The organism is Streptomyces sp. NPDC056883 (genome assembly GCF_042788835.1).
Classification (GTDB): Bacteria; Actinomycetota; Actinomycetes; order Streptomycetales; family Streptomycetaceae; genus Streptomyces; species Streptomyces stoeckheimensis.
Genome location: NZ_JBHUBS010000010.1, coordinates 18,632 through 42,259 on the forward strand (window position 1 = coordinate 18,632; position 23,628 = coordinate 42,259).

Below are 23,628 nucleotides of genomic sequence, written 5' to 3' on the forward strand. Positions count from 1 at the left end.
GCCATGGCCTTCGTTCCCGCGGGCACCGTCCGCTTCCACGTCCAGCAGCTCCCGGCCACCGCGCACGCGGACGGCCCCGACGCCTTCGACCGCCCCGTGGTGGTGTTCCTGCACGGGCTGGTCGTCGACAACCTCTCCTCCTTCTACTGCCCCCTCGCCGTGCCGGTGGCCCGGGCCGGGCACGAGGTGGTCCTCTACGATCTGCGCGGCCACGGCCGTTCCGAGCGGCCGGCCACCGGATACGACAGCCGCACCGCCGTACGGGACCTCTTCGCCCTGCTCGGCGCCCTCGGCCTCGGGCACCGCCCGGTCCACCTGGTCGGCAACAGCTACGGCGGAACCCTGGCGCTGCACGCCGCCCTGGCCCGACCCGACCTGGTCGCCGGGCTCACCCTCCTCGAACCCCCGCTCAGCGGGGCCTGGGTGGACAACATGGTGGACACGCTGTCGGCGGCGGCGCTCAGTCTGGAGGACAGTGCGGTACCCGCCGACCTGCTCACGCTGCGCCTGCGCAAGGCGGCCAACCTCACGGCCATCGCCGACGACCTGCTCAACCGCACCACCCTCATCGACGACATCGCGGCGAGCCGCACCTTCACCCCGGCCGACTACGCCGGACTGCGCTGCCCCGTCCTGATCGTCTGCGGCGAGCACTCCGAACTCGTCCCGGGCGCCCGGGAACTGGCCCGCCACGCCCCGCACGTCACCGCCGTCGAGATCCTGCCGGGCCTCGGGCACGACGTGCTGAAGGAGAGCAGCGGAGCGCTGAGAGCGGCCGTACTCGCCCACCTCGACGCCACGGCCACGGCCACGGCGGGAGCGCTGGTCCGATGAGGGTGCTCTTCACGGTGCCGCCGCTCGCGGGCCACATCAATCCGACCGTGGCGGTCGGCGCCGAACTGGCCGCCCGCGGGCACGAGGTCGCCTGGACCGGCCCGCCGGGGGCGCTGTCCCGGCTGCTGCCCGAGCACGCCCGGATCCTCTCCGCGGGCGCCGAAGCGGGCGGCGACTACGCCCTGCTGCACGCCCGCTGGCGCGATCTGCGCGGGGTCGGGGCGCTGCGGTTCCTCTGGGAGGAGGCGCTGGTCCCGTTGGCCAGGGCGATGCTCCCGGGCGTGGTCCGGGCGATCGGTGCCTTCGGGCCGGACGTGCTGGTCGCCGACCAGCAGGCCCTGGCCGGTCCGGTGGCCGCGCGGCGGCTCGGGGTGCCCTGGGTGACCTCCGCCAGCACCTCGGCGGAACTCACCCAGCCCTTCGCGGACTTCCCCAAGGTCGGGGAGTGGGTCGCCGAACAGATCGCCGGGCTGCTGACGGACTGCGGCGGAGGTCCCGAGCCGGCCGCAGAACCGTGGGATCCACGGTTCTCGGAGCGACTGGTCCTGGTCTTCTCCAGCCGCGAACTGGTGGGAGGAGACCAGAAGTTCCCGCCTCACTACGCCTTCGTCGGTCCGGCCTTCGGGGCCCGCCCGCCCGCCCCCCGCTTCCCCTGGGAGCGGCTGGACCCGGAACGGCGCCGCGTACTCGTCTCGCTCGGAACCCTCAACCAGCAAGCCGGAGGCCGCTTCTACGGTGCGGTCCTGGGCGCCGCCGAACGGCTCGGCGAACACGTCCAGCTGGTCCTGGCGGCCCCCGCCCCGCTGGTCGGGGCGGTCCCCGGGAACGTACTGCTGCGCGACAGCGTCCCGCAGCTGGACCTCCTCCCGCACCTGGACGCCGTCGTCTGCCACGGGGGCCACAACACCGTCTGCGAGACCCTCGCGCACGGCCTGCCGCTGGTGGTCGCCCCGATCCGCGACGACCAGCCGATCGTCGCCCGGCAGGTCGTGGAGGCCGGGGCCGGGGTGCGGGTGCGGTTCGGCCGGACCAGGGCCGAGGAACTGCGCGACGCACTGACGGCCGTCCTGGACGACCCCGGCCACCGCCGGGGTGCCCGGCGGATCCAGGCCTCATTCGCCGCGGCCGGCGGGGCCGCCGCCGCGGCCGACCGGTTGGAGGAACTCCTATGACGCGCCCCCCGCTCCCTTCCCCCGCCCGGATCCGCCTCACCGCACCCCCGCTGCTGTCCCGCGTCCGGTGGACCTCCGTCCTCCTGCTCGCCGCCCTCGGCGCGGGCACGGTACGGACGGCCCGCCGCCTGCGGGCGGTCCCGGTGCTGCCCATGACCGCCCCCGCGGACGCCGGGGTGCCGCGCGCCGCCGGCTGGCGGCTGCTCACCGCCGGCGGCGTCGAGCCCGACGTCGTCACCTTCCTCGCCGCCTGTTCCTACGCCGACCGGGAGGGCCTGCGGGTACTGGACCTGCTGCCGGGGGACCTGCCCACCGAGCGGGTCCTCGGCCTGCTGCGCCTGGTGGACCCGGCCGGCTACCGGCAGGACCGACTGGGCGAGGGGCGCGGGGCCGGATTCGCCGTGCTCGTCGCCGAGGAGGTGCTCGCCCGGGCCGGCGTGGACCTGCCGGGACCGGACGCCACTCCGGCGGAACTCATGGCCGTCATCCGGCGCGTGAAGGAGTACGCCGCCGATGCCACGGGCCTGGCCATCGCACCCGCGCTGAGCTGCGGACCACCCGCCGACACGGGCGGACCGGCGCGGGCGGCCGAACTGCGGGCCCAGGGACTGCCGCCCGGAGCGCTCGCCGCCGCCCAGCTCGCCGGGCTGGCCCTGCTGGGCGGGGCCGCCGTACGCCAGGGCCGGTGGGGGGCCGCCGCGGCGGGGCTGTACTGGATCCAGCCCTACCTGGCCCTCGGCCGGTCCGGCGCGCCCCTGCGCCCCGGCGACCTCGCCCGGGCCACGGCCGCCCGGCCCCTACGCTCCCTCGGCGCGGCCCTGCGTACGGCGGCCGCGACGACCCGTACGCCGCCACCCCGGGCCGCCGTACCGGCGAACGGGCAGGCCACGGCGCAGGACGCGGACCGGGCCGGCATCCGGGCCGAGGGAGTCCGCGCGGAAGTGGTCCGGGCGGAAGCGGTCCGGGCCGAGTCGCTCCGGGCCGAGGCGGACCGGGCCGAGACGGTCCGCGCCGAGGCCGTCCGCGCGTACCGGTCCGACCTGGCCGCCGGGACCGACCGGTTCTTCGAACCGCGCCGGCCGGACTGCCCGTGGTGCGGCTCCGGAAACCTGACCGTGCGGGTCCGGGTGCCCGACCTGCTCCAGGGCAAGCCCGGCCGCTTCACCCTGGAGCAGTGCGGAGCCTGCGGGCACGTCTTCCAGAACCCCCGGCTGTCCCCGGAGGGGCTGGAGTTCTACTACCGCGACTTCTACGACGGCCGCGGCGGCGAGGGCGCCGCCACCGTCTTCGGCCGGCTCGGCGCCGCCTACCGGGGCCGGGCCGAGATGCTCCGCCCCCACACCGATCCCGTGTCCTGGCTCGACGTCGGCACCGGCCACGGCCACTTCTGCAACGCGGCCCGAGCCGTCTGGCCCGACACCCGCTTCGACGGGCTGGACATGGGCGACGGGGTCCGCGAGGCCGAGCGGCGCGGCTGGGTGGAGACGGGGTACCAGGGCCAGTTCCCCGAGTTCGCGGTGAAACTGGCGGGCCAGTACGAGGTCGTCAGCATGTACCACTACCTGGAGCACACCCGGGACCCGCTCGCGGAACTGGACACGGCGGCCGCCGTCCTCGCCCCCGGCGGCTACCTCACCATCGAACTCCCCGACCCCGAGTCCCGGATGGCCCGGCTGCTCGGACCGGCCTGGCTGCCCTGGTTCCAGCCGCAGCACCAGCACCTGATCCCCTCCTCGAACCTGCGCGAAGCGCTGGCCGACCGGGGCTTCACCGTCCTCGCCGAGGAACACGGGGCCGCCCACCAGGGCAACGACTTCTTCGGCGCGGTGGCCCTGACCGCGACCCGGCTGGCCCCCGACCCGGACCGGCCCTGGGGACCCCCGGCCACCGCCGGCCGACGCGCGCTCACCGGCGCCGTACGGCTGGCCTCGCTGCCCTGCTTCGCCGCCGCGACGGTCCTCGACGGGCTGCGCACCGCCGCGGCCCGCAGCACGGACGGCGGCAACGCCTACCGGATGCTGGCCCGCAAGGACGCACGATGACGGCCCCCGGCACACCGGCCACCACCGGCCCCGCGGCACTTCCCGGAAGCGACCTCGCCCGCCGGGCCACCGCCGACCCGCTCTTCCGCCTGGTGGCCTACGCCCTGGAGGCCGCGCACGGCCGGCCCCCGGCAGCCGTCTGGAGCGCCCCCTACACCTTCCACCTCGGCTCCCCGGGCCTCGTCGCGGCAGCCGGCTGGCCGGTGGCGGCCGCAGCGGCCCCGCGCACCGACGGCCTGGTCCGGCTCAGCTCCCTGGCCCACCCGGCGGACGGCTGCGACCTTCCGCTGACCCTGTCCGGGCCGCCGCCCGCCGCCCCGGCCTGGGCCGCCCGCCCGTACGCGCTGCTGCGCGCGCTGGCCCGGGCCGGCTACGGCCGGGGCGGGACCGACCTGCACGTGCAGGGCTCCCTCACGCAGGCCGCCGGGCTGGCCACGGAGGAGGCCGCCGACTGTGCGGTGGCGCTCGCGGTGGCCGACGTCCACACACCGGCGGGCGAGGACCCGGACCGGTCCCTGCTGGCCCGGCTGACGGCGGAAGCCCTGCCGGACGGCGACGACGCCCTGCGCCGGGGCGCCCTCTTCGCCCGGCCGGGCCGGGCCCTGCTGCTCGGCCACCGCCCGGCCGGGCCGGAGCCCCGGCGGCACCGGCAGCGGTACGTGGTCTTCGACCCGGCCGGGTCGGGGTCCCGCCTGGTGCTGCTGGCCCTGCGGCCGGACCCCGACGGCACGCAGGACCGTACGGCCGAACTGGCCCGGGCCGTCGGGTGCGCCCGCCGGGCCGGGGCCCTGAGCGCCTGGCCGCCCGGGCAGCGGCCGGGGCGGAGCGTCCTGGTCCTGCTGCCCGAGGCCCGGCTGACGGCGGTCCGGGCGGCGGTCGCGGAGGACTTCCGCGACCGGGGGCTGCCCGCGCCCCGCTTCCTGAACATCACCGTGGCCGGCGCGGCCCGCCGCGAGGCGTGACCCCGGCCCCCGACACCAGGCCCCACACCGGGCCCTCACCCCGAGCACCACACCACTCATCACGAGGAGGAACCACCCATGCCCCTCCGTCCCCCGTCGTCGACGACGGCGAGCGCGAGCGCGACCGCTCGCGCGAGACACCGGATCCACCGGTCCGCCCTGGTCGCAGGCCTCGGCGCCCTGGGCCTGCTGGGCGCCTTCACCATCGCCAACTCCCAGGCGGCCGAGAGCGGTTCCGCGTCGCCCGCGGCCGCAGCCGCGCTGCCCGCGTACGACCACGTGGTCGTCGTCGTGTACGAGAACAAGCAGTACGGCGAGATCATGGGCAGCGCCAACGCCCCGTACATCAACCAGCTCGCGGGCGGCGGCGCGAGCCTGACCGGCATGAAGGCGCTGACCCACCCCAGCCAGCCGAACTACTTCAACCTCTTCTCCGGCGCCACCCAGGGCATCACCGGGGACGGCTGCTACACCCCGCAGTCGATGACCGCGGCCAACCTCGGCCAGGAGGTGATCGCGGCCGGCAAGACCTTCGCGACGTACAACGAGGACCTGCCGAGCGAGGGTTCCACGGCCTGCACCAACGGCCAGTACGCCCAGAAGCACAACCCGTGGTTCGCCTTCAAGAACGTGCCGCTCAACACCGGCAAGACCTGGGCGCAGTTCCCGCAGAACAACTTCGCGGCGCTGCCGAACCTGTCGTTCATCGTCCCCAACCAGTGCAACGACATGCACTCCTGCTCCGTCGGCACGGGTGACACCTGGACGAAGAACAACATCGACGCCTACGCGCAGTGGGCCAAGGCCAACAACAGCCTGCTGGTGCTGACCTGGGACGAGGACAACTACCTCGGCTCCAACCAGATCGCCACCGTCTTCTACGGGGCGAACGTCAAGACGGGCACCTACTCCACCGCCTTCAACCACCACCACCTGCTGCGCACCTTCGAGGACCTGTTCGGCACGGCGACGCACGCCGGCAACGCCGCCAACGTCCAGCCGATCAGCGAGGTGTTCGGCTCGACGACCCCGACACCCACCCCGACCCCGACGTCCACCACGACCCCGACCCCGACCCCGACTCCCACGCCCACCCCGACCCCCACTCCGACCTCGGCCGAGCTGAAGCTGGTCAGCCCCGGCCCGCAGAGCTGCAAGTTCAACCAGAACTGCACCATCCAGCTCACCACCACCGGCGGAAAGCCTCCCGTCCGCTACACCGCCACCGGACTCCCCTGGGGCCTGACCCTCGACGCCAACACCGGCCGCATCACCGGCAAACCCTGGGCCACCGGAACCATCCAGATCACCGCCACCGCCACCGACACCACCCCGGCCACCGCCACCACCACCTTCCCCCTCACCCTCACCTGGTTCTGACCCACCTGGTTCCGAACGTGCAAGGAGGCACCCGTGTACCTGTCGACCAGCCGTGCGGCGGACATCGCCGCAGACCCTCCGGCTCCGAAGGGCCCCCTGCGGGCCGTCCCCGGCACGGTGCTCGCCCTCGGCATGGTCAGCCTGGTCACGGACGTCTCCGCCGAGATGGTCACCGCCGTCCTGCCGCTGTACCTGGTGGCCGGACTGGGGATGTCCCCGCTCGCTTTCGGCGCCCTGGACGGGCTGAACCAGGGCGCCACCGCGCTGCTGCGCCTCGTGGGCGGACGGGTCTCGGACCGCACCAACCGGCGCAAGCTCGTCGCCGGCACGGGCTACGCGATCTCGGCCGCCTGCAAGGCGGCCCTGCTCGCGGTCACCACCCCCTGGTCGGTGGCGGCGGTGCTCGCCGCCGACCGGACCGGCAAGGGACTGCGCACCGCCCCGCGCGATGCGCTGATCTCGCTGTCCTGCCCGCCGGGGGAGCAGGGCCGTGCCTTCGGCGTGCACCGCGCGCTGGACACGGCCGGGGCCCTGCTGGGACCGCTGGCCGCCTTCGGCGTGCTGTGGGTGGCGGTGGACGGGTACGAGGCCGTCTTCACCGTGAGCTGCTGCCTCGCGGTGCTGGGTGTGCTGGTACTGGCCCTGTTCGTACGGGAAAGTCCCGCGCCCGCACCGGCGGCCGGTACGGCCGGTACGCCTCCGGTGCGGACCCTCCTGCGGATCCCGGGCCTGCGGCGGCTCTGCCTGACCGCCGCCGTGCTCGGCCTCTTCACCGTCGGCGACGCCTTCCTCTACCTCCTCCTCCAGCGGCGCCTGGACCTGCCGACGGCCTGGTTCCCGCTGCTGCCGGTCGGCACCGCGGCCGTGTTCCTGCTGGCCGCCGTGCCCGTGGGGCGGCTCGCCGACCGGCTGGGCCGCCACCGGGTGTTCCTCGGCGGCCACGGGCTGCTGCTCGGCGCCTGCCTGCTGCTCCTGGCCCCGGTACCGCCCGGCCCCGCGCTCGTGCTCGGGGTCCTGGGGCTGGTCGGCCTGTTCTACGCGGCCACCGACGGGGTGCTGATGGCCGCCGCGGGGCCGCTGCTGCCCCCCGGGCTGCGCACCACCGGGCTGGCGGTGCTCCAGACGGCGCAGGCCCTGGCGCGGTTCGCGGGTTCCCTGCTCTTCGGCGCCGCCTGGACCCTGTGGGGACCGGGCCCGGCGCTGGCCGCGGCGGCCGGCGGACTGCTGCTGGCCCTGACCGCCACGGCCCTGGCCACCTCCGCTCCGGCGGAGGAACCGCCCGGGGCGTGAGGGCGCAGGGTCAGGCGGTCGCTCCGCTCGGCTGCGGCTGCTCCTTCGCGGCCCGCTGCCGCAGGGCGTCCTCGTCGGTGTCCGCGTCGTAGGAGATCAGCTTCGGCAGCAGGGCGGCCAGGAGCGCCACCGAGGCCACGCAGGCGAGTCCGCCGCTCCAGAAGGCCGAACGGGTACCGGTCCAGCCGGCCATCGTGCCCGCGCGGACCTGGCCCAGCTGCGGGCCCACGGTGTACGAGAGCACCTCGATGCCCGCGAGCCGGCCCCGCAGTTCCTCGGGGATCGTCTGGTTCCAGATCGTGGCGCGCCCCAGCCCGCTGAGCATGTCGCCCGCACCGGCCACCGCGAGGCACAGCAGCACCAGCCAGATGTTCCCCGACCAGCCCGCGGCCGCGATGGCCAGCCCCCAGACCCCCGCCCCGCACACCACCAGCAGCCCGTGGCGGCGTACCCGCGAGGCCCAGCCGCTGGTCAGCCCCAGCACCAGGGAGCCCACCGCGCCCGCCGCGTACATCAGACCCAGCGCCCACACGGCGTCGAGCTCGTCCGCCAGGAACGGGAAGATGGCGTTCGGGAAGGCGAAGAACATCGCCGCCAGGTCCACGGCGTACGTGCCGAGCAGCACGGGCCGGCTCCAGGCGTACCGGGCCCCCTCGGCGATCCCCCGCAAGGAGGGCCGCTCGGCGTCCCGTGCGGGCGGAGCCGGACGCAGCCGCAGGCACAGCAGCACCGATACGAAGAATCCCGTGACGGTGACCGCGTACGCGGACGCGTACCCGGCGTACGCGACGACCAGGCCGGCCACCGCCGGACCGGCGATGGCGCCGAACTGGTAGCGCAGCCCGTTCAGCGCGGCCGCGGCGGTCAGCTGGTCGTGCGGCACGATCCGCGCCATCAGCGAGTCCATGGCCGGCCGCTGCAGGCCGGTCAGCGCCGATACGCACGCCGCGACCACGTACAGCGGCCACAGCAGGGGGGTCGGCAGGGCCGAGTTCACCAGGAGGACCAGGGCGAGCACCCCGAGCCCGGCCTCGGTCAGCAGGATCAGCCGCCGCCGGTCCACGGCGTCGGCGAGGGCGCCCCCGTAGAGACCGAAGACCACCAGCGGGAGCAGCTCCACCGCGCCCATCGCACCGACCGCGAGCGGCGAGTCCGTCAGGTGCTTGATCTGCAGCGGGAGCGCGATCATCGCCATGAACGAGCCGAAGAAGGTGACCGTGCCCTGGTAGAACAGCAGCCGGAAGTCGGGGCTGGACCGCAACGGGGACAGGTCGGGCAGCACGGAGGCGAAACGGGAGGTACTCACGAGGGTCCATCGTCGGTGCCGCCCCCGCCCGGGGGCAACGGATTTTCCGCCCCGGACCGCCCCGGACCGGCCTCGGCGCGGTCTCGTGCGCCGCACCCGGGCCTGCGCGGTCGGAAGCACCCGGGCCGATCCTGCACAATCGGCGGATGAGTGATGCAGACCCCTACCTCTGGCTCGAAGACGTATCCGGCGAGGCCGCCCTCGACTGGGTCCGCGAGCGCAACGCCGAGACCGTGGCCGCGCTGTCGGAGGACCCCGCCTTCAAGGTGCTGGAGTCCTCGGTCCGTGAGGTCCTCGACGACGACGGCAGGATCCCCTACACCCGCCGACGGGGACGGCACCTCTACAACTTCTGGCAGGACGCCGACCACGTGCGCGGCCTGTGGCGCCGCACCACGCTGGAGGAGTACCGCAAGGAGCGGCCCGACTGGGAGCCCGTCCTGGACCTGGACGCCCTGGCCGAGGCCGAGGGGGAGAAGTGGGCCTGGGCGGGCGGCGCCGTCCTGGCGCCCGAGCACCGCCACGCCCTGATCATGCTGTCGAGGGACGGCGCGGACGCCTGCGTGGTGCGCGAGTTCGACCTGGAGACGCTGGAGTTCGTCGAGGGCGGGTTCGAGGTCGCGGAGGCCAAGACCCGGATCGGGTGGATCGACCGGGACCGGGTCTGGATCGGGACGGACTTCGGCCCCGGCTCGATGTCCGGGTCCGGCTACCCCCTCCAGGTGCGCCGCTGGCGGCGCGGCACGCCCCTGGCGGAGGCGGAAACGGTCTACGAGGGTCGGCCCTCGGACCTGTCCGCCTCCGGATGGCACGACGACACGCCCGGCTTCGAACGGGACTTCGTCCACCGGCAGATCGACTTCTGGAAGCAGGAGCTGTTCCTCCTGCCCGAGGAGGGGACCGGCGGCGCGCCCCTGAAGATCGACGTACCGGACGACGCCGGCGCCTCGGTCCACCGCGAGTGGCTGATCGTCGCCCCGAAGTCGCCGTGGCTCGGCCACGACGCGGGCAGTCTGCTCGCCTTCGACTTCGAGGCCTTCCGGGCGGGGGAGCGGGAGCCGGCGGTGCTCTTCACCCCGGACGGGCACACCGCCCTCGCTGGCTGGAGCTGGACCCGCCACCACCTGATCCTCACCACCAGCGCCGACGTCTCCTCCCGGATGGAGATCCTCACCCCCGGCCCGGGCCCCGACGGCTGGCGCCGCGCACCGCTGGCCGGCCTTCCGCCGCTGTCTACGGCCTCCGTCACCGGCACCGACCCGGACGTGAGCGACGAGTTCTTCCTGAACGTCTCGGGCTACCTCCAGCCGTCCACCCTCTACCGGGGTACGGCCCCGGCCGGCGCCGAAGAGACCGTCAAGCAGGGCCCGGCGCTCTTCGACACCGAGGGTCTCGCCGTCCGCCAGTGCTTCGCGACGTCCGCGGACGGCACGAAGGTCCCGTACTTCGTCGTCGGACCCGAGGACCGCACCGGCCCCGGCCCCACCCTGCTCTACGGTTACGGCGGCTTCGAGGTCTCCATGGTCCCGGGCTACAGCGCCGTGACCGGTCGCGCCTGGCTCGAGCGCGGCGGAACGTACGTCGTCGCGGGCATCCGGGGCGGCCACGAGTACGGGCCGGACTGGCACAAGGCCGCGCTCGGGGCGAACCGGGTCCGGGCCTACGAGGACTTCGCGGCCGTGGCCCGGGACCTCATCGCCCGGGACGTCACCACCCCCGCCCAGCTCGGCATCGAAGGCGGCAGCAACGGCGGACTGCTCATGGGCGCGATGCTCACCCGTGACCCCGAACTGTTCGGCGCGGTCGTCGCCCACGTGCCGCTGCTGGACATGCTGCGCTTCCACAAGCTGCTCGCCGGAGCGAGCTGGATCGCCGAGTACGGGGACCCCGACAGCCCGGCCGACCGGCCCCACCTGGAGCAGATCTCCCCGTATCACCAGGTCCGAGCGGAGGGACCCCCGTACCCCCCGCTCCTCCTGCTGACCTCGACCCGCGACGACCGCGTCCACCCCGGGCACGCCCGCAAGATGGCGGCCCGACTGCGGGAGTTCGGGCACCCCGTGCTCTTCCACGAGCACCTCGGCGGCGGCCACTCCGGTGCCACCGACCACGGGCAGACCGCCTTCAACGAGGCGCTGGTCCACACCTTCCTGTGGGACCGGCTGACCCCGAAGCGGTGAACCCGGGGGACCGGCCGCGCTCGCCGAACGGATGCGTGGACCGTTCGGAGAACGCGGCCGGGGCACGGCGGCGCGCGTCGTCAGCGCGCGTCGAGTGAGGTCTGCCACCAGACGCCGGCGCGCAGCTTGCCCCAGGTGTTGACGCCGACCTCGCCGTCGTCCGAGATCTTGGCCTTCTGCTGCACCTTGATCACGGCGTCGTAGGTCTTCTGACCGAACTTGCCGTCCACGTCCAGCAGGATCGGGTAGCTCGTGTTCTGGTTGATCAGGCACTGCACCTGCTTGATGCGCTTGACCGCCGCATCGCCCGTCTGCCCCGTCTTGGTGAGCGTGGTCCCGGTCGGGTAGAAGTTGCACGAAGCGGCGGCGCCCTGCCCCGAGAGGGGCGCGGACGCCGGAGCGGCGGCGTTGGCGGCGCCTCCGAAGGCGAGTCCGCTGCCGAGGACGGTCGCGGCCACGGTCACGATGATCTGCTTGCGAAGGTTCATTCTGCATTCCTCCGTTGTCGAGGACCGGGCATCCGGCCCGGTGCTGGCAGCGACTCTCCTGCGCCAACATCGGCGGTGTCCAGGAAGCCCGGAGACCGGGGTCAGCGCGGGACGTCCCACGCTCCGACCTGCTGGGACGTCCCGCGCTGGGACACTTTCGTGGGATGCCGGGACGAGAGAGAGATCCCGCCAATGCGCGGGTTCCCCTGGTCAGCTCCGCGCGGTGCCCCGATGCTGTGCCCTGAGTCGAGGGGGAAGCCACAGTGGCGCGTTGGAAGGAACTGCCCTCCGGGCTCGACAGCCGGGAGGGCCGGCTCGTCGCCGAGTTGCGGCGCCTGAAGGACCGCAGCGGCCTGAGCCTGGCCGCCCTCGCGGCGAAGACCGGCTACAGCCGCTCCTCGTGGGAGCGGTACCTCAACGGGAAGCAGCCCGTGCCCCGCGGCGCCGTGGAGCAACTGGCCCGGCTCTGCGGGGCGGACGAGACGCGGCTGGTGGTCCTGCACGAGGTGGCCGTACAGGCGCGCCGGCAGGCCCCGGCCGCCCCGGTCCCGTCGGTCGCAGGAGCCGCCGAGCCGACGGGCGGGACGACGAATGGCCAGGCGGGCGGTACGGCGAACGGCCCGGCGGGCGGTGTGACGCCGGGGCCGGAGCCCGCAGCCGTACCGGCCCCGCGCAGCGTCCGGCTGCGCACCTTCCTCGCCGGGATCGCGGCGGCCGTGGTCGTGGCCTTCGGCGCCGGCCTGCTGACCGGGGGTGCATGGGCCGATGACGCGGTGCGCGGTGAGGACGCCGGTACGTCCGGCTACCGCCGCGGAGTGGCGTACGACTGCGACATCGCACGGAAGGACGGCGAGCTGCGGGCCGGGCACAGCACCAGCCGCGAGATCCTGCTCGACACCAACAGCACGGGCTTCGACGTCGTCGAGGTCCAGTGCCTGCTGCGCGAGCACGGCTTCGACCCGAAGACCACCGACGGACTGTACGGCCATGACACCAAGGAGGCCGCGACCCGGTTCCAGGCCGCGCGCGGGCTGGTCACGGACGGCATCGTCGGCCCGAAGACCTGGGCGGAGCTGCGCAAGTGACCCTGCCCGCGGAGTGCGGGCACCTCGCCGCCGAACTGCGGCGGCTGCGCCGCCGGACGGGCCTGAGCCTCGTGGACCTCGGCCGGCGCACGCCGTACAGCAAGTCCTCCTGGGAGCGCTACCTCAACGGCAAGCAGCAGCCGCCCCGGCAGGCGGTCGAGGTGCTGTGCGCCGTGGCCCGGGAGGATCCGGGCAGGCTGCTCGCGCTCTGGGAGCTCGCGGACCTCGTCTGGAGCGGCCGGGCCGTCCCCGCGCCCCCGCGGGCCGTCCCCGTGCCCACCTCCGCACCGAGTGCCGCCGGATCCGCCCCCGCGCCTGCCGGACCCGCCTTCACCGGACCCGCCCCTGCCGGACCCGCCCCCGCCGCAGAACCTGCTCCTGCGCCGGGAGGACGGCGCCGGCGGCTGGTCCTGACGGGCTCCGTCCTGGGCGGCGTCCTCCTCGTACTGACCGCGGGTCTGCTGCTGTCCCGGGAGTCCGGACCGCGGCAGGCCGGCGAGGCCGGGCCGGCGGAGAAGATGATCCGCAACCCCGGCTGCGCGGGGGCGGGCTGCGCCGGCAAGGACCCGGTCCGCATGGGCTGCGGGGGAGCGGGCATGGTCACCGCCCTGCGTACCGACACGGGACCCGGCGCCCGCCAACTGGAGCTGAGGTACGGGGCGTTGTGCGAGGCCGTGTGGGTGCGGGCGTCGGGCCTCCGGCCCGGGGACCGCGTCGAACTGATCGTCCCCGGTGTCGCCGACCCCCAGGAAGTGCGGGCGGGCGACCTGGACGTCGGCCAGTACGTGGCGACGCCGATGGTTCCGGTGCCCCGGGGGACCACCGGCATCCGCTCGTGCGTGACGCCGGGGCAGCCGGCCGCCGAAGCCCGGGTCTGCTTCGGCTGAGCCGCCCGGCGCGGGCCCGGCCACCCCTCAGCGGGTCCTTCCTCCCCGGAGCACCTCGACCCGGGTCTCGATCGCGGTGATCAGCGCCTCGACCCTGGCCTCGAAGATCTGCTCGTCCGTGACCTCGGCCAGCTGGGCGCCGAGCCGGCTGATGTTGGGGAAGCCCGCGGGGTCGACCAGGCGGTACTCGCGGTTCCACGAGGACTCGTCGGCGGCCCGGACCTCCGGGTCGAACAGCAGGTAGGCGGCGCGCTGGCCGACGTAGGCCAGGAGGGAGTCGCCGACCATCCGATAGTGGACGGCCGCCTCCGCCCCTTCGAGGCCGGCCTCGGTCACCGCGCCGAGGATCAGCTCCACGACGCGGAACTCGTTGGGCCTGCGGGTGGTCCGGCTGGCCATGGTCGAGCCGACCACCGGGTACCTGAGCGCGACTTCGAGGGAGCCGTCGGCGAGCGCCCGCAGCCGGTCCTTCCAGTCGAGCCCCTCGGGGATGCGGTCGAGCACCTCGCCGAGCGTGCGGTCGGCGACCGACAGCAGCAGCTCGTCCTTGTCGCGGAAGTGCCGGTAGATCGCGGTCGGGTCGGCGCCGAGCTCCTCGCCCAGGCGCCGCACGGTGAAGGCGTCCTCGCTGCCGCGAGCCGCGATGCGCAGGCTCGCTTCGATGATCGCGTCGGGTGTGAGCTGGCTGCCCGCGCGCTTGGACCGGGCGGGTGTGTCGGATGACTTCGGCATGGTGGGGCCAGTGTAACGATGTGGATCAGAGCGAGCGCAACACCGTTGACAACATTGTTGCGCTCCCGTTCACTCCTCCTCAACGAACCAGCCGTGCGGGGCTCACCCGCCGAGCCGAAGGATGCGTCGATGGGCAAGACCAGGCAGCGTGCCGACATCGTCTTCGTAGGGGGACGGGTCTTCACCGGCACCTCACCCACCCCGATCGACGCCGCCGTCGCCGTCGGAGGCGGCCGGATCATCGCCGTGGCCGACGCGGCCACCGTCCGCTCGCTCGCGGACGCCGACACCGAGGTCGTCGACCTCGCCGGAGGACTGCTCGTCCCCGGATTCCAGGACGCCCACGTGCACCCCGCGGTGGCCGGCGTCCAGATGCTCGGCTGCGACCTGAGCGAGGAACGCACCATCGAGGGCTACCTCGCGGTCGTCGCGGAATTCGCCGCGGCCCACCCCGACGCGGTCTGGATCCGCGGCGGCGGCTGGTCGATGGACGTCTTCCCCGGCGGCACCCCGACCCGCGCCATGCTCGACGCGGTGGTCCCGGACCGGCCCGTCCTGCTCACCAACCGGGACGGCCACGGCGCCTGGGTCAACACCAGGGCGCTCGAGACGGCGGGCATCGACCGCACCACCCCCGACCCGGCCGACGGCCGGATCGAGCGGGAGGAGGACGGAAGCCCGGCCGGCACCCTCCAGGAGGGCGCCGTCGAGCTGGTGGCCCGGCACGTGCCCATCGCGAGCCCGGACGAGGCGCTCGCCGGACTGCTCGCCGCACAGGAGCACCTCTTCTCCCTCGGCGTCACCAGCTGGCAGGACGCCATGATCGGCGCCTTCCCCGGCAACCCCGACAACTACGGCGTCTACCTGCGCGCCGCCCGCGAGGGCTCCCTGCGCGCCCGCGTCGTCGGCGCCCTGTGGTGGGACCGCGAACGCGGCCTGGAGCAGATACCCGACCTGGAGGAGCGCCGCCGCACCGGACGGGTCGGCCGCTTCAACGCCACCAGCGTGAAGATGATGCAGGACGGCATCGCCGAGAACTTCACCGCCGGCATGCTGGAGCCCTACCTCGACGGCTGCGGCTGCGCCACCAACAACTCCGGGCTCAGCTTCATCGACCCCGAGGTGCTCACCGCGGCCGTGTCCCGGCTCGACCGGGCAGGCTTCCAGATCCACTTCCACGCACTCGGCGACCGCGCCGTGCGCGAGGTGCTCGACGCCCTCGCCGAGGCCCGCGAGGCCAACGGGGCCAACGACAACCGCCACCACCTCGCCCACCTCCAGGTCGTCCACCCGGACGACATCGCCCGCTTCGCGAGCCTGGACGCGGCCGCCAACATCCAGGCGCTGTGGGCCGCCCACGAACCGCAGATGGACGAGCTCACGATCCCCTTCCTCGGACCGGAACGGGCCCGCCTCCAGTACCCGTTCGGCGACCTCCAGCGCGCCGGAGCCCGCCTGGTCGCGGGCAGCGACTGGTCGGTCAGCAGCCCCAACCCCCTGTGGGGCATCCACGTCGCCGTCAACCGCTCCGTACCCGACGAGGCCCCGAACGCCACCGGGACCTTCGAACCGGCGCCGCCGTTCTTCCCCGAGCAGGCGCTCACCCTCTCCCAGGCGCTCACCGCCTACACCGCCGGCAGCGCGTGGGTGAACCACCTCGACGAGGCCACCGGCACCGTCGAGGAGGGCAAGTACGCGGACCTCGTCGTCCTCGACCGGGACCCCTTCGCGCACCCCCCGATGGAGATCGCCGACACCCGCGTGCTGCGCACGTACATCGACGGCGAACTGGTCTTCGCCGCGACCGACTGAGCGACCGCCACCCGCCCAGCCCCTGCCCAGCCCCCGCCCAGACCCCGCTCAGCCTCCGCACCACCACCGGCCGGGCCGCCACCGGCCGAGCGTCACCCACCCCACCGAGCTCATCCCTCAGGGAGTCAGACGATGTCATCCACCCGATCGGGATCCCCGCTGCGCGACGGCCGCCGCACACACGACCGCACGCACGGCCGCAGCCGCGTGCGCCGCGCCGCGGCCGCCGTCCTCGCCTCGGCGGCCCTGCTCGTCACCAGCGCCTGCAGCGGCGCCGCCGCCGACAAGGACGCGGACCGGGCCACCGCGTACAAGATCACGGACAAGACGCCCGCCGCCACCGGGAACGTGGACTCCTTCACCTGGTCCGTCTACGCGGAGCCGACCACCATCGACTACGCGTACTCCTTCGACTTCCCGCCCAACCAGATCCTCTCCAACGTCTGCGAGAGCCTGCTGCGCTGGAACCCGGACCTGACGACCTCCCCGGGGCTCGCAGCCTCGTACACCAACCCCACGCCCACCACCTGGGTCTACCAGATCCGCCCCGGCGTGCACTTCCACGACGGGACGGTGCTCACCGCCGACGACGTCGTCGCCTCCCTGAGCCGCAACCTCGACCCCGAGACCGCCAGCGTCTGGGCGAACCAGTACAAGAACGTCAAGTCCATCGACAAGACCGGCCCGATGGAAGTCACCGTCACCCTGACCAAACCGGACTCCACCTTCAACAAGTACCTGGCCGCCGGCCCCGGCACCGTGGAATCCGCCGCCACCCTGGCCAAGTCCGGCAAGGACTACGGCAATCCGCAGACCGGCGTGAACTGCACCGGCCCCTTCTCCTTCGGATCCTGGACCTCCGGACAGTCCCTCACCCTCAAGCGGTTCGACGGGTACTGGAACCAGGAGCTGAAGGCCAAGTCCGGCGAGGTGAAGTTCGTCTTCCTCGCCGATGCCACCACCCGCGTCAACGCCTTCCAGAGCGGGGAGGTCGACGGCGGCTGGATGGTCCCGCCGAACGCATACGCCCAACTGGGCTCCACCGAGGCCGGAAAGCTCTACTTCGGCCGCAACACCACCGTCGCCGACGAGGTGGTCGCCAACCTCAAGGGACCCCTCGGCAACCCCAAGATCCGCCAGGCCCTCCTCATGGCCATCGACCGCAAGGGCATCGTCAAGGCCGGCGCCGGCGGGGTCGGCGAGGTCTCGGACTCGCTCGTCACCGACAACCTGTGGGCCGACGCGCCCCCCGCGACCCGCGAAGCGCTCCTGAAGGACCTGCCGAAGTACCCGTACGACCCGGCCAAGGCCAAGGCGCTCGCCGCCGAGGCAGGAGTGAACGGCCAGAAGGTCGTGATCGCGACCAGCCCGCTGGACTCGCAGACCACGATCATCACCCAGGCCGTCGCCCAGGCCGCCACCGCCATCGGACTGAAGCCGCAGATCGACTCCCTCTCCGCGGAGAAGTACACGACGCTCTTCACCGACCCCGCGGCCCGCGAGGGCATCGACCTCTTCCTCACCTTCTGGTACACGTCCATCACCGACCCGCTGGACATGTTCGCCTCGCTGGAGACCGGAGCCTTCAGCAACTACGGCAACTGGTCCGACCCGGCCTTCGACGCCGCCGTCGAAAAGGCCGTCGGGGCCTACGACCCCGCAGCCCACGCGGCCGCCAACGCCGAGGCGCAGAAGATCGCCTCGCGCGAACTGCCCTGGCTGCCCCTCTACTCCCTGCCCGTCAGCGTCTTCATGGGCAAGAAGATCACCGGTGTCCAGCCCTCCATCGCCTACCTCTACTACCCGTGGGCGGCCGAGATCGGAGCCAAGGGATGACGGCCGCGGCGAAGGCCGCGACCACCCGCGCCGTACGGGTGCTGCGCCGCCTGGCCGGCATGGCGGCGACCCTGCTCGTCACCTCCTTCCTCGTCTTCTCCTCCCTCTTCCTCGCCCCCGGGGACCCCGCCAGTTTCCTCATCAAGGGACGCAGCCCCAGCCCGGAGGACCTCGCCGCGCTGCGCAGCCAGTACGGCTTCGACGAACCCTTCCTCGTCCGGTACTGGAACTGGCTCGAAGGGGTGCTGCACGGCGACTTCGGCCGCTCCTACCTCTTCCACCAGGACGTCTCCTCCGTCATCTGGTCGCGCCTGCCCTCCTCCATGCTGCTGATCGCCGTATCCGGCCTGATGATCGCCGTGTTCGGCATCGGCTCCGGCATCATCGGCGCGCTGCGCCGGGGGTCGCGCACCGACCGCTCCCTGATGCTGTTCGTCACGGTGGGCGCGGCCGCACCCGCCTTCGTCGCCGCCCTGCTGCTCAGGTCGGTGTTCGGAGTGCAACTGGGCTGGTTCCCCACCATCGGCAACGGCGAAGGCCTCATGGACCGGCTGCACCACGTGATCCTCCCGGCGGCGGCCCTGTCCGTCACCTTCACGGCCCTGGTCACCCGGGTGACCCGCTCGGCCATGCTCGACGAACTGGGCCGCGACCACGTGGAGGTCGCACTGAGCCGCGGAGCGCCACGGCGCACCGTCATCCGGCGGCACGTCCTGCGCAACGCGCTCGGACCGATCGTCACCGTCTCCGCCCTCCTGGTCTCCGGCATGCTGGTCAGCACCGCGATCGTCGAGACCGCCTTCGGAATGTCCGGCGTGGGCTCCCTGCTGGTGCAGTCCGTCGACCAGCTCGACTTCCAGGTCGTCCAGGCCATCGTGCTGCTGGTGGTCGCCGCGTTCGTCGTCGTCAACGCCCTCGTGGACCTGCTCCAGCCACTGATCGATCCGCGCACGGCCGCGGCGGGGAGCGCCCGATGACCACCCTTCCCACCCTTCCCGACACGGGCACCACGCCCCTGGCCCCCCGTACCCGGCGCGACCCGCTCGCCCGGCTGCGCCGCCTCGGCGGCAGCCGGCTCCAGCGGACCTGCCTGGCGCTCCTCGTCCTGTTCGTGCTCATCGCCCTGCTCGGACCCTGGATCGCCCCGTACGACCCCACCTTCGGACAGCTCGGCGACACCCTCCTGGGGCCGAGCGCCCAGCACTGGCTGGGCACCGACCAGGGCGGCCACGACACCCTCTCGGCACTGTTGGTCGGCACTCGCACCAGCCTGGCCGGTCCGCTCGCGGTCGTCCTGTTCTCCACGATCCTCGGCGTCGCCATCGGCCTGTTCACGGCCTGGCGCGGAGGCTGGATCGACACCGCCGTCGGCCGGGCCCTCGACGTCCTGTTCGCCTTCCCCGCGCTGCTCCTCGCGATCCTCGCGGTGGCCCTGTTCGGCAAGGGGATGACGGCTCCGGTGATCGCCATGGCCCTCGCCTACATGCCGTACACCGCACGCCTCGTACGGGGCCTGGCCGTCCGGGAGAAGTCCCGGCCCTACATCGCCGCCTACCAGGTGCAGGGCCACTCGCCGCTGTACGTCACCGTCCGCAGACTGCTGCCCAACATCGCCCCGACACTGCTCGCCCAGTCGACGGTGAACTTCGGCTACGCCCTGCTCGACCTCGCCGCCCTCTCCTTCCTGGGACTCGGCGTGCAGCCGCCCACCCCCGACTGGGGAGCCATGATCAACCAGGGGCAGGCGGCCGTCCTCCAGGGGCAGCCGCTCTCCGCGATCGCGCCGGCCGTGGTGGTCGTCCTGGTCGTGGTCGCCTTCAACGTCGTCGGGGAAGACCTCGGCGACCGCCTCGCGGGGAGGGACTCCCGATGACACTGCTCGCCTACGAAGCCCTGCGCGTCACCCTCCCCGCGATGGCCCGCCCCCTCCTCGACGGCGTCAGCCTCACCGTCGCGGCCGGCGAGGTCGTCGCCCTGGTCGGCGAATCCGGCTCGGGCAAGTCCGTCACCGCCCGCGCCGCCCTCGGCCTGTTCCCGCAGGGCGCCGAGATCGGCGGCCGGGTCCGGGTGGCGGGAACCGACCTGGTCGGCGCCGCCCCCGCGAGCCTGCGCGAGGTGCGCACGAACAAGGCGGCGATGATCTACCAGGACCCCCGCGCCGCCATCAACCCGGTGCGCCGGGTGGGGGACTTCCTCACCGAACCGCTGCGCCTGGTGCACGGCTGGTCCAAGGCCCGGGCCGACGTCAGGGCCGCCGAACTGCTCGACGCGGTCGGTCTGCCCGACCCCGTACGCCACCTGAACCAGTTCCCGCACGAGCTCTCCGGCGGCATGCTCCAGCGCGTCGTGATCGCCGCGGCCCTCACCACCGAGCCGGGGCTCCTGCTCTGCGACGAGCCGACCACCGCGCTCGACGTCAGCACCCAGGCCGAGATCCTGGCCGTCCTGGGCCGCCTCCAGCGCGAACGCGGCCTCGGACTCCTCCTCATCACCCACGACATCGAGCTCGCCGCCTCCGTCAGCGACCGGATCTACGTCATGTACGCGGGCCGGATCGTCGAAACGGCGCCCGTGGCGGAACTCTTCGCCTCCCCACGGCACCCCTACACCGCGGGCCTGCTCGGCTCCTCCCCGCCGCTCGAAGGCCCCCCGGCCCGTCTCACCCCCATCCCCGGCGCCCCCATGGGCCTGCTGGAGTCGGCCCCCGGCTGCGCCTTCGCGCCCCGTTGCCGGTTCGCCGAACCGGGGCGCTGCGACCAGTCGCCGCCGGAACTCGTGCCACACGGCCCGGCCGAGGTCGCCTGTCACCGCGCCGCCGAACTCGCGCCCGAGCTCGCGTCCAAGGAGGACCGTTGAACACCGAGTCGAGCACGGACATCGAGTCCGGCAAGGACACCGCCCCGGAGCTCCTCCGGGTGACCGGACTGCGCAAGACCTACCGGACCGGCGGGACGGAGGTCGTCGCCGTCGACGATCTGTCGTTCTCCGTGCGGGCCGGCGGGGCACTCGGCATCGTGGGCGAATCCGGCTCGGGCAAGACCACCACGGCCCGGATGCTGATCGGCCTGGAACGCCCCGACGCGGGGGAGATCCTGGTCCAGGGCCGGCCTCTGGCGGCCTCCGTACGGGGGAGGCCGGCCCGGCTGGCCCGTGCCAAGGCGGTCCAGATCGTCTTCCAGGACCCCTACCTCTCCCTGGACGCGCGGCTCGGCATCGGCGAGACGGTCGACGGCGTGCTCAGGCTGCACGGGATGTCCGACCGGACGGCCCGGGCCGCACGGGTGCGGGAACTGCTGGCCCAGGTCGGCCTCGGCGACCGCGAGGCGGCCGCCCTGCCCCGCAGGCTCTCCGGCGGGCAGCGCCAGCGCGCCGCGATCGCCAGGGCGCTGGCCGTCGAACCCGCCGTCCTGGTGCTCGACGAGGCGGTGTCCGCCCTGGACGTGTCCGTACAGGCGCAGGTGCTCAACCTGCTCTCCGACATCCGGCGCGACACCGGGATCGGCCTGGTCTTCGTCAGCCACGACCTGGCCGTCGTCCGCTACGTGTGCGACGAGGCGCTCGTCATGTACCGCGGCCGGACGATGGAACACCGCACGGTCGACGAGCTCCTCACCGACCCCCACCACCCCTACACCCGGCTGCTGCTGGCCTCCGTACCCCGTCCGGGCTGGGACCCCGACTCGATCAGCCGACGCCGCCGGGAGCTGGACCCCCTGACGACGACGGTGACGGCAGGGGCGGCAGGGGCGGCAGATGCGACGGGGGCGTGACGCCGGGGCGGGTTCGTGCGGGCCCGCCGCGGCCGGCAGGCGGAGGAACGCCGCTCCGGGCAGTCGGGCGATCTTGGCCGGATCCTCCCTGGCGCCCCCGGAACGCATGGCGGAAGATCCCTCAGCGGGCGCCGCCCGTGGCTTACGATCGCCGCGGACGGTCCCGCCCGTGATCGCCGCTCGACCCGCACTCGTGGAGGTCCACCGTGTTCCGGACGGCCAGAGGAAACCGCAAGCGTCCCGGCAGCCTCCGCATCCGCGTCACCGCCGCGGCCGCGGCGGCGGGCGCGTTCCTCGTCGCGGGATGCTCCTCGGGTGGTGACGGCCCGAGCGAGGCGGCCGGCGGAGTGCCCGTCGTGGAGAAGGGCAAACTGACGACCTGCACCCACCTGCCCTATCCGCCGTTCCAGTTCGAGAAGGACGGCAAGGTCGTCGGCTTCGACGTGGCCCTGGTCGACCTGGTGGCGAGCCGGCTCCAGGTCGAGCAGAAGATCCTCGATACTCCCTTCGAGAACTTCAAGACCGGGGCCTTCCTCAACTCCGGCGAGTGCGACCTCGCTGCCGCCGGCATGACGATCACCGACGAGCGCAAGAAGAACGTGGACTTCTCCGTCCCCTACTTCGACGCCACGCAGGCGCTCCTCGCCACCAAGAAGAGCGGCGTCACCTCGCTCGCCGACCTCAAGGCGAAGTCGAAGAAGCTGGGCGCGCAGGCCGAGACCACCGGCGAGAGCTACGCCAAGGCCCAGGGCTTCGACCCCGTCGCCTTCGAGAGCTCGGACGCGGTCATCAACGGACTGCGCACCGGCCAGGTGGACGCGGTCGTCATCGACTACCCCGTGGTCCAGGGCTGGCTCAAGGACCCCAAGAACGCCGCCGAGTTCACCCTCGGACAGAACATCGAGACCGGCGAGCAGTACGGGTTCTCGGTGAAGAAGGGCAACACCGCCCTCGTGGCCGCGATCGACAAGGCCATCACCGACGCCAAGGCCGACGGCACCTACAAGAAGCTCTACGAGCAGTGGATCGGCCCGCTGCCCCAGACCACCCCGTGACCTCCCGGCTGACCCGGCGCCAGCGCCGCCGGGTCTCGCAGGGACTCCAGTACGCGCTCTTCGTCGCGGTGCTGGTGCTGATCGCCGTCTCCGCGGACTGGGGGAGGCTGCAGAACCAGTTCGCCCAGAAGGACCTGGCGCTGCGGCTCTTCCCGGACATCATCACCACGGCCCTGCGCAACACGGTGATCTACACGACGTCCGGCTTCCTGCTCGGGCTGGTCCTCGGCCTGGTCATCGCCATGATGCGGCTGTCCTCCGTGGCCCCGTACCGGTGGGTCGCGAGCGTCTACATCGAGCTGTTCCGGGGGCTCCCGGCCCTGCTGATCTTCATCTTCGTGGGCGTGGCCGTGCCCCTGGCGTTCCCCGGTACGGAGATCCCGGGCGGCACGTACGGCAAGGTCGCGATCGGGCTGGGACTGGTGGCCGCCGCCTACATGGCGGAAACGATTCGGGCCGGCATCCAGGCGGTGCCCAAGGGGCAGATGGAAGCCGCCCGCTCGCTGGGCTTCTCGCACGCCCGCGCCATGGTCTCGATCGTCATCCCGCAGGCCTTCCGCATCGTCATCCCGCCCCTCACCAACGAACTCGTCCTGCTGTTCAAGGACTCCTCGCTCGTGCTGTTCCTCGGGGTGACGCTGTCGGAGCGGGAACTGACGAAGTTCGGACGGGACCTCGCCAGCCAGACCGCCAACTCCACCCCGATCCTGGTCGCGGGCCTGTGCTACCTCCTGGTGACCGTGCCGCTGAGCTTCGTGGTGCGCCGCCTGGAGGCCCGCGCGGACAAGGCCGTGTGA

The 23,628-nt window shown here is 73.3% G+C and carries 20 protein-coding genes; 17 read left to right on the top strand and 3 right to left on the bottom strand.

Annotated elements, in window-relative coordinates:
• Positions 1 to 3: 3 nt before the first annotated feature.
• The 6 genes from ACFRU2_RS23635 to ACFRU2_RS23660 all read left to right on the top strand — a co-directional run bounded on the left by ACFRU2_RS23635 (position 4) and on the right by ACFRU2_RS23660 (position 7,680).
• On the top strand, positions 4 to 834 hold the full coding sequence (locus ACFRU2_RS23635; RefSeq protein ID WP_382975228.1) for an alpha/beta fold hydrolase: 831 nt from the start codon (positions 4 to 6) through the stop codon (positions 832 to 834).
• Positions 831 to 2,006 carry a glycosyltransferase gene (locus ACFRU2_RS23640; RefSeq protein ID WP_382975230.1) on the top strand — a complete coding sequence of 392 codons (1,176 nt, stop codon included), beginning with the start codon at positions 831 to 833 and terminating at the stop codon, positions 2,004 to 2,006. Before ACFRU2_RS23635 ends, ACFRU2_RS23640 begins: the two co-directional genes overlap by 4 nt.
• Complete coding sequence (locus tag ACFRU2_RS23645; RefSeq protein ID WP_382975233.1) at positions 2,003 to 4,048, top strand: methyltransferase domain-containing protein; 2,046 nt, start codon at positions 2,003 to 2,005, stop codon at positions 4,046 to 4,048. The genes ACFRU2_RS23640 and ACFRU2_RS23645 overlap by 4 nt, the downstream gene beginning before the upstream one ends.
• Positions 4,045 to 5,010 carry a galactokinase gene (locus tag ACFRU2_RS23650; protein ID WP_382975235.1) on the top strand — a complete coding sequence of 322 codons (966 nt, stop codon included), beginning with the start codon at positions 4,045 to 4,047 and terminating at the stop codon, positions 5,008 to 5,010. Before ACFRU2_RS23645 ends, ACFRU2_RS23650 begins: the two co-directional genes overlap by 4 nt.
• Before the next feature lie 78 nt (positions 5,011 to 5,088).
• On the top strand, positions 5,089 to 6,390 hold the full coding sequence (locus ACFRU2_RS23655; RefSeq protein ID WP_382975238.1) for an alkaline phosphatase family protein: 1,302 nt from the start codon (positions 5,089 to 5,091) through the stop codon (positions 6,388 to 6,390).
• Between the two features lie 33 nt (positions 6,391 to 6,423).
• Positions 6,424 to 7,680 (top strand): MFS transporter, encoded by a 1,257-nt coding sequence (locus ACFRU2_RS23660; RefSeq protein WP_382975241.1) that lies wholly within the window; start codon positions 6,424 to 6,426, stop codon positions 7,678 to 7,680.
• A 10-nt stretch (positions 7,681 to 7,690) separates the two neighbouring features.
• Here the strand turns inward: ACFRU2_RS23660 and ACFRU2_RS23665 are convergent, their stop codons facing one another.
• Positions 7,691 to 8,986: an MFS transporter gene (locus tag ACFRU2_RS23665; protein ID WP_382975244.1), complete on the bottom strand. Its 1,296-nt coding sequence runs from the start codon at positions 8,984 to 8,986 to the stop codon at positions 7,691 to 7,693.
• 146 nt (positions 8,987 to 9,132) lie between these two features.
• On the opposite strand from ACFRU2_RS23665, the gene ACFRU2_RS23670 reads away from it, so the two are divergent.
• On the top strand, positions 9,133 to 11,166 hold the full coding sequence (locus tag ACFRU2_RS23670) for a prolyl oligopeptidase family protein (RefSeq protein WP_382975245.1): 2,034 nt from the start codon (positions 9,133 to 9,135) through the stop codon (positions 11,164 to 11,166).
• Positions 11,167 to 11,246: 80 nt separating this feature from the next.
• Here the strand turns inward: ACFRU2_RS23670 and ACFRU2_RS23675 are convergent, their stop codons facing one another.
• Positions 11,247 to 11,654: a peptidoglycan-binding protein gene (locus ACFRU2_RS23675; RefSeq protein WP_382975248.1), complete on the bottom strand. Its 408-nt coding sequence runs from the start codon at positions 11,652 to 11,654 to the stop codon at positions 11,247 to 11,249.
• 263 nt (positions 11,655 to 11,917) lie between these two features.
• Here ACFRU2_RS23675 and ACFRU2_RS23680 point away from each other — a divergent pair, with 263 nt between their 5' ends.
• Entirely contained in the window at positions 11,918 to 12,739 is an 822-nt protein-coding gene (locus tag ACFRU2_RS23680) for a helix-turn-helix domain-containing protein (RefSeq protein WP_382975250.1), read from the top strand.
• Positions 12,736 to 13,626: a helix-turn-helix domain-containing protein gene (locus ACFRU2_RS23685; protein ID WP_382975253.1), complete on the top strand. Its 891-nt coding sequence runs from the start codon at positions 12,736 to 12,738 to the stop codon at positions 13,624 to 13,626. Before ACFRU2_RS23680 ends, ACFRU2_RS23685 begins: the two co-directional genes overlap by 4 nt.
• 27 nt (positions 13,627 to 13,653) lie before the next feature.
• On the opposite strand, the gene ACFRU2_RS23690 is transcribed toward ACFRU2_RS23685, so the two are convergent.
• Complete coding sequence (locus tag ACFRU2_RS23690; RefSeq protein ID WP_382975256.1) at positions 13,654 to 14,358, bottom strand: TetR/AcrR family transcriptional regulator; 705 nt, start codon at positions 14,356 to 14,358, stop codon at positions 13,654 to 13,656.
• A 129-nt stretch (positions 14,359 to 14,487) separates the two neighbouring features.
• On the opposite strand from ACFRU2_RS23690, the gene ACFRU2_RS23695 reads away from it, so the two are divergent.
• The 8 genes from ACFRU2_RS23695 (at position 14,488) to ACFRU2_RS23730 (ending at position 23,628) form a co-directional block, all read left to right on the top strand.
• Complete coding sequence (locus ACFRU2_RS23695; protein ID WP_382975259.1) at positions 14,488 to 16,170, top strand: amidohydrolase; 1,683 nt, start codon at positions 14,488 to 14,490, stop codon at positions 16,168 to 16,170.
• A 132-nt stretch (positions 16,171 to 16,302) separates the two neighbouring features.
• The gene (locus ACFRU2_RS23700; RefSeq protein WP_382975262.1) at positions 16,303 to 18,006 is read left to right on the top strand and encodes an ABC transporter substrate-binding protein; all 1,704 of its coding nucleotides are present in this window, start codon (positions 16,303 to 16,305) and stop codon (positions 18,004 to 18,006) included.
• Positions 18,003 to 18,983, top strand: a complete 981-nt coding sequence (locus tag ACFRU2_RS23705) for an ABC transporter permease (protein ID WP_382975265.1) — start codon at positions 18,003 to 18,005, stop codon at positions 18,981 to 18,983. The genes ACFRU2_RS23700 and ACFRU2_RS23705 overlap by 4 nt, the downstream gene beginning before the upstream one ends.
• On the top strand, positions 18,980 to 19,879 hold the full coding sequence (locus tag ACFRU2_RS23710) for an ABC transporter permease (protein WP_382975268.1): 900 nt from the start codon (positions 18,980 to 18,982) through the stop codon (positions 19,877 to 19,879). The genes ACFRU2_RS23705 and ACFRU2_RS23710 overlap by 4 nt, the downstream gene beginning before the upstream one ends.
• The gene (locus ACFRU2_RS23715) at positions 19,876 to 20,862 is read left to right on the top strand and encodes an ABC transporter ATP-binding protein (protein WP_382975271.1); all 987 of its coding nucleotides are present in this window, start codon (positions 19,876 to 19,878) and stop codon (positions 20,860 to 20,862) included. The genes ACFRU2_RS23710 and ACFRU2_RS23715 overlap by 4 nt, the downstream gene beginning before the upstream one ends.
• Positions 20,859 to 21,776 (top strand): ATP-binding cassette domain-containing protein, encoded by a 918-nt coding sequence (locus ACFRU2_RS23720; RefSeq protein WP_382975274.1) that lies wholly within the window; start codon positions 20,859 to 20,861, stop codon positions 21,774 to 21,776. Before ACFRU2_RS23715 ends, ACFRU2_RS23720 begins: the two co-directional genes overlap by 4 nt.
• Before the next feature lie 206 nt (positions 21,777 to 21,982).
• A complete protein-coding gene (locus tag ACFRU2_RS23725) occupies positions 21,983 to 22,831 on the top strand; it encodes an ABC transporter substrate-binding protein (RefSeq protein WP_374213291.1) in 849 nt (282 codons plus the stop codon).
• The gene (locus tag ACFRU2_RS23730; protein WP_327308669.1) at positions 22,828 to 23,628 is read left to right on the top strand and encodes an amino acid ABC transporter permease; all 801 of its coding nucleotides are present in this window, start codon (positions 22,828 to 22,830) and stop codon (positions 23,626 to 23,628) included. The genes ACFRU2_RS23725 and ACFRU2_RS23730 overlap by 4 nt, the downstream gene beginning before the upstream one ends.

What these genes read in the sequence shown, in the direction of transcription:
- ACFRU2_RS23635 (WP_382975228.1), top strand. Translation starts at nt 4, where the DNA reads ATGGCCTTCGTTCCCGCGGGCACCGTCCGCTTCCACGTCCAGCAGCTC.
- ACFRU2_RS23640 (WP_382975230.1), top strand. Translation starts at nt 831, where the DNA reads ATGAGGGTGCTCTTCACGGTGCCGCCGCTCGCGGGCCACATCAATCCG.
- ACFRU2_RS23645 (WP_382975233.1), top strand. Translation starts at nt 2,003, where the DNA reads ATGACGCGCCCCCCGCTCCCTTCCCCCGCCCGGATCCGCCTCACCGCA.
- ACFRU2_RS23650 (WP_382975235.1), top strand. Translation starts at nt 4,045, where the DNA reads ATGACGGCCCCCGGCACACCGGCCACCACCGGCCCCGCGGCACTTCCC.
- ACFRU2_RS23655 (WP_382975238.1), top strand. Translation starts at nt 5,089, where the DNA reads ATGCCCCTCCGTCCCCCGTCGTCGACGACGGCGAGCGCGAGCGCGACC.
- ACFRU2_RS23670 (WP_382975245.1), top strand. Translation starts at nt 9,133, where the DNA reads ATGAGTGATGCAGACCCCTACCTCTGGCTCGAAGACGTATCCGGCGAG.
- ACFRU2_RS23675 (WP_382975248.1), bottom strand. Translation starts at nt 11,654, where the DNA reads ATGAACCTTCGCAAGCAGATCATCGTGACCGTGGCCGCGACCGTCCTC.
- ACFRU2_RS23690 (WP_382975256.1), bottom strand. Translation starts at nt 14,358, where the DNA reads ATGCCGAAGTCATCCGACACACCCGCCCGGTCCAAGCGCGCGGGCAGC.
- ACFRU2_RS23695 (WP_382975259.1), top strand. Translation starts at nt 14,488, where the DNA reads ATGGGCAAGACCAGGCAGCGTGCCGACATCGTCTTCGTAGGGGGACGG.
- ACFRU2_RS23700 (WP_382975262.1), top strand. Translation starts at nt 16,303, where the DNA reads ATGTCATCCACCCGATCGGGATCCCCGCTGCGCGACGGCCGCCGCACA.
- ACFRU2_RS23705 (WP_382975265.1), top strand. Translation starts at nt 18,003, where the DNA reads ATGACGGCCGCGGCGAAGGCCGCGACCACCCGCGCCGTACGGGTGCTG.
- ACFRU2_RS23710 (WP_382975268.1), top strand. Translation starts at nt 18,980, where the DNA reads ATGACCACCCTTCCCACCCTTCCCGACACGGGCACCACGCCCCTGGCC.
- ACFRU2_RS23715 (WP_382975271.1), top strand. Translation starts at nt 19,876, where the DNA reads ATGACACTGCTCGCCTACGAAGCCCTGCGCGTCACCCTCCCCGCGATG.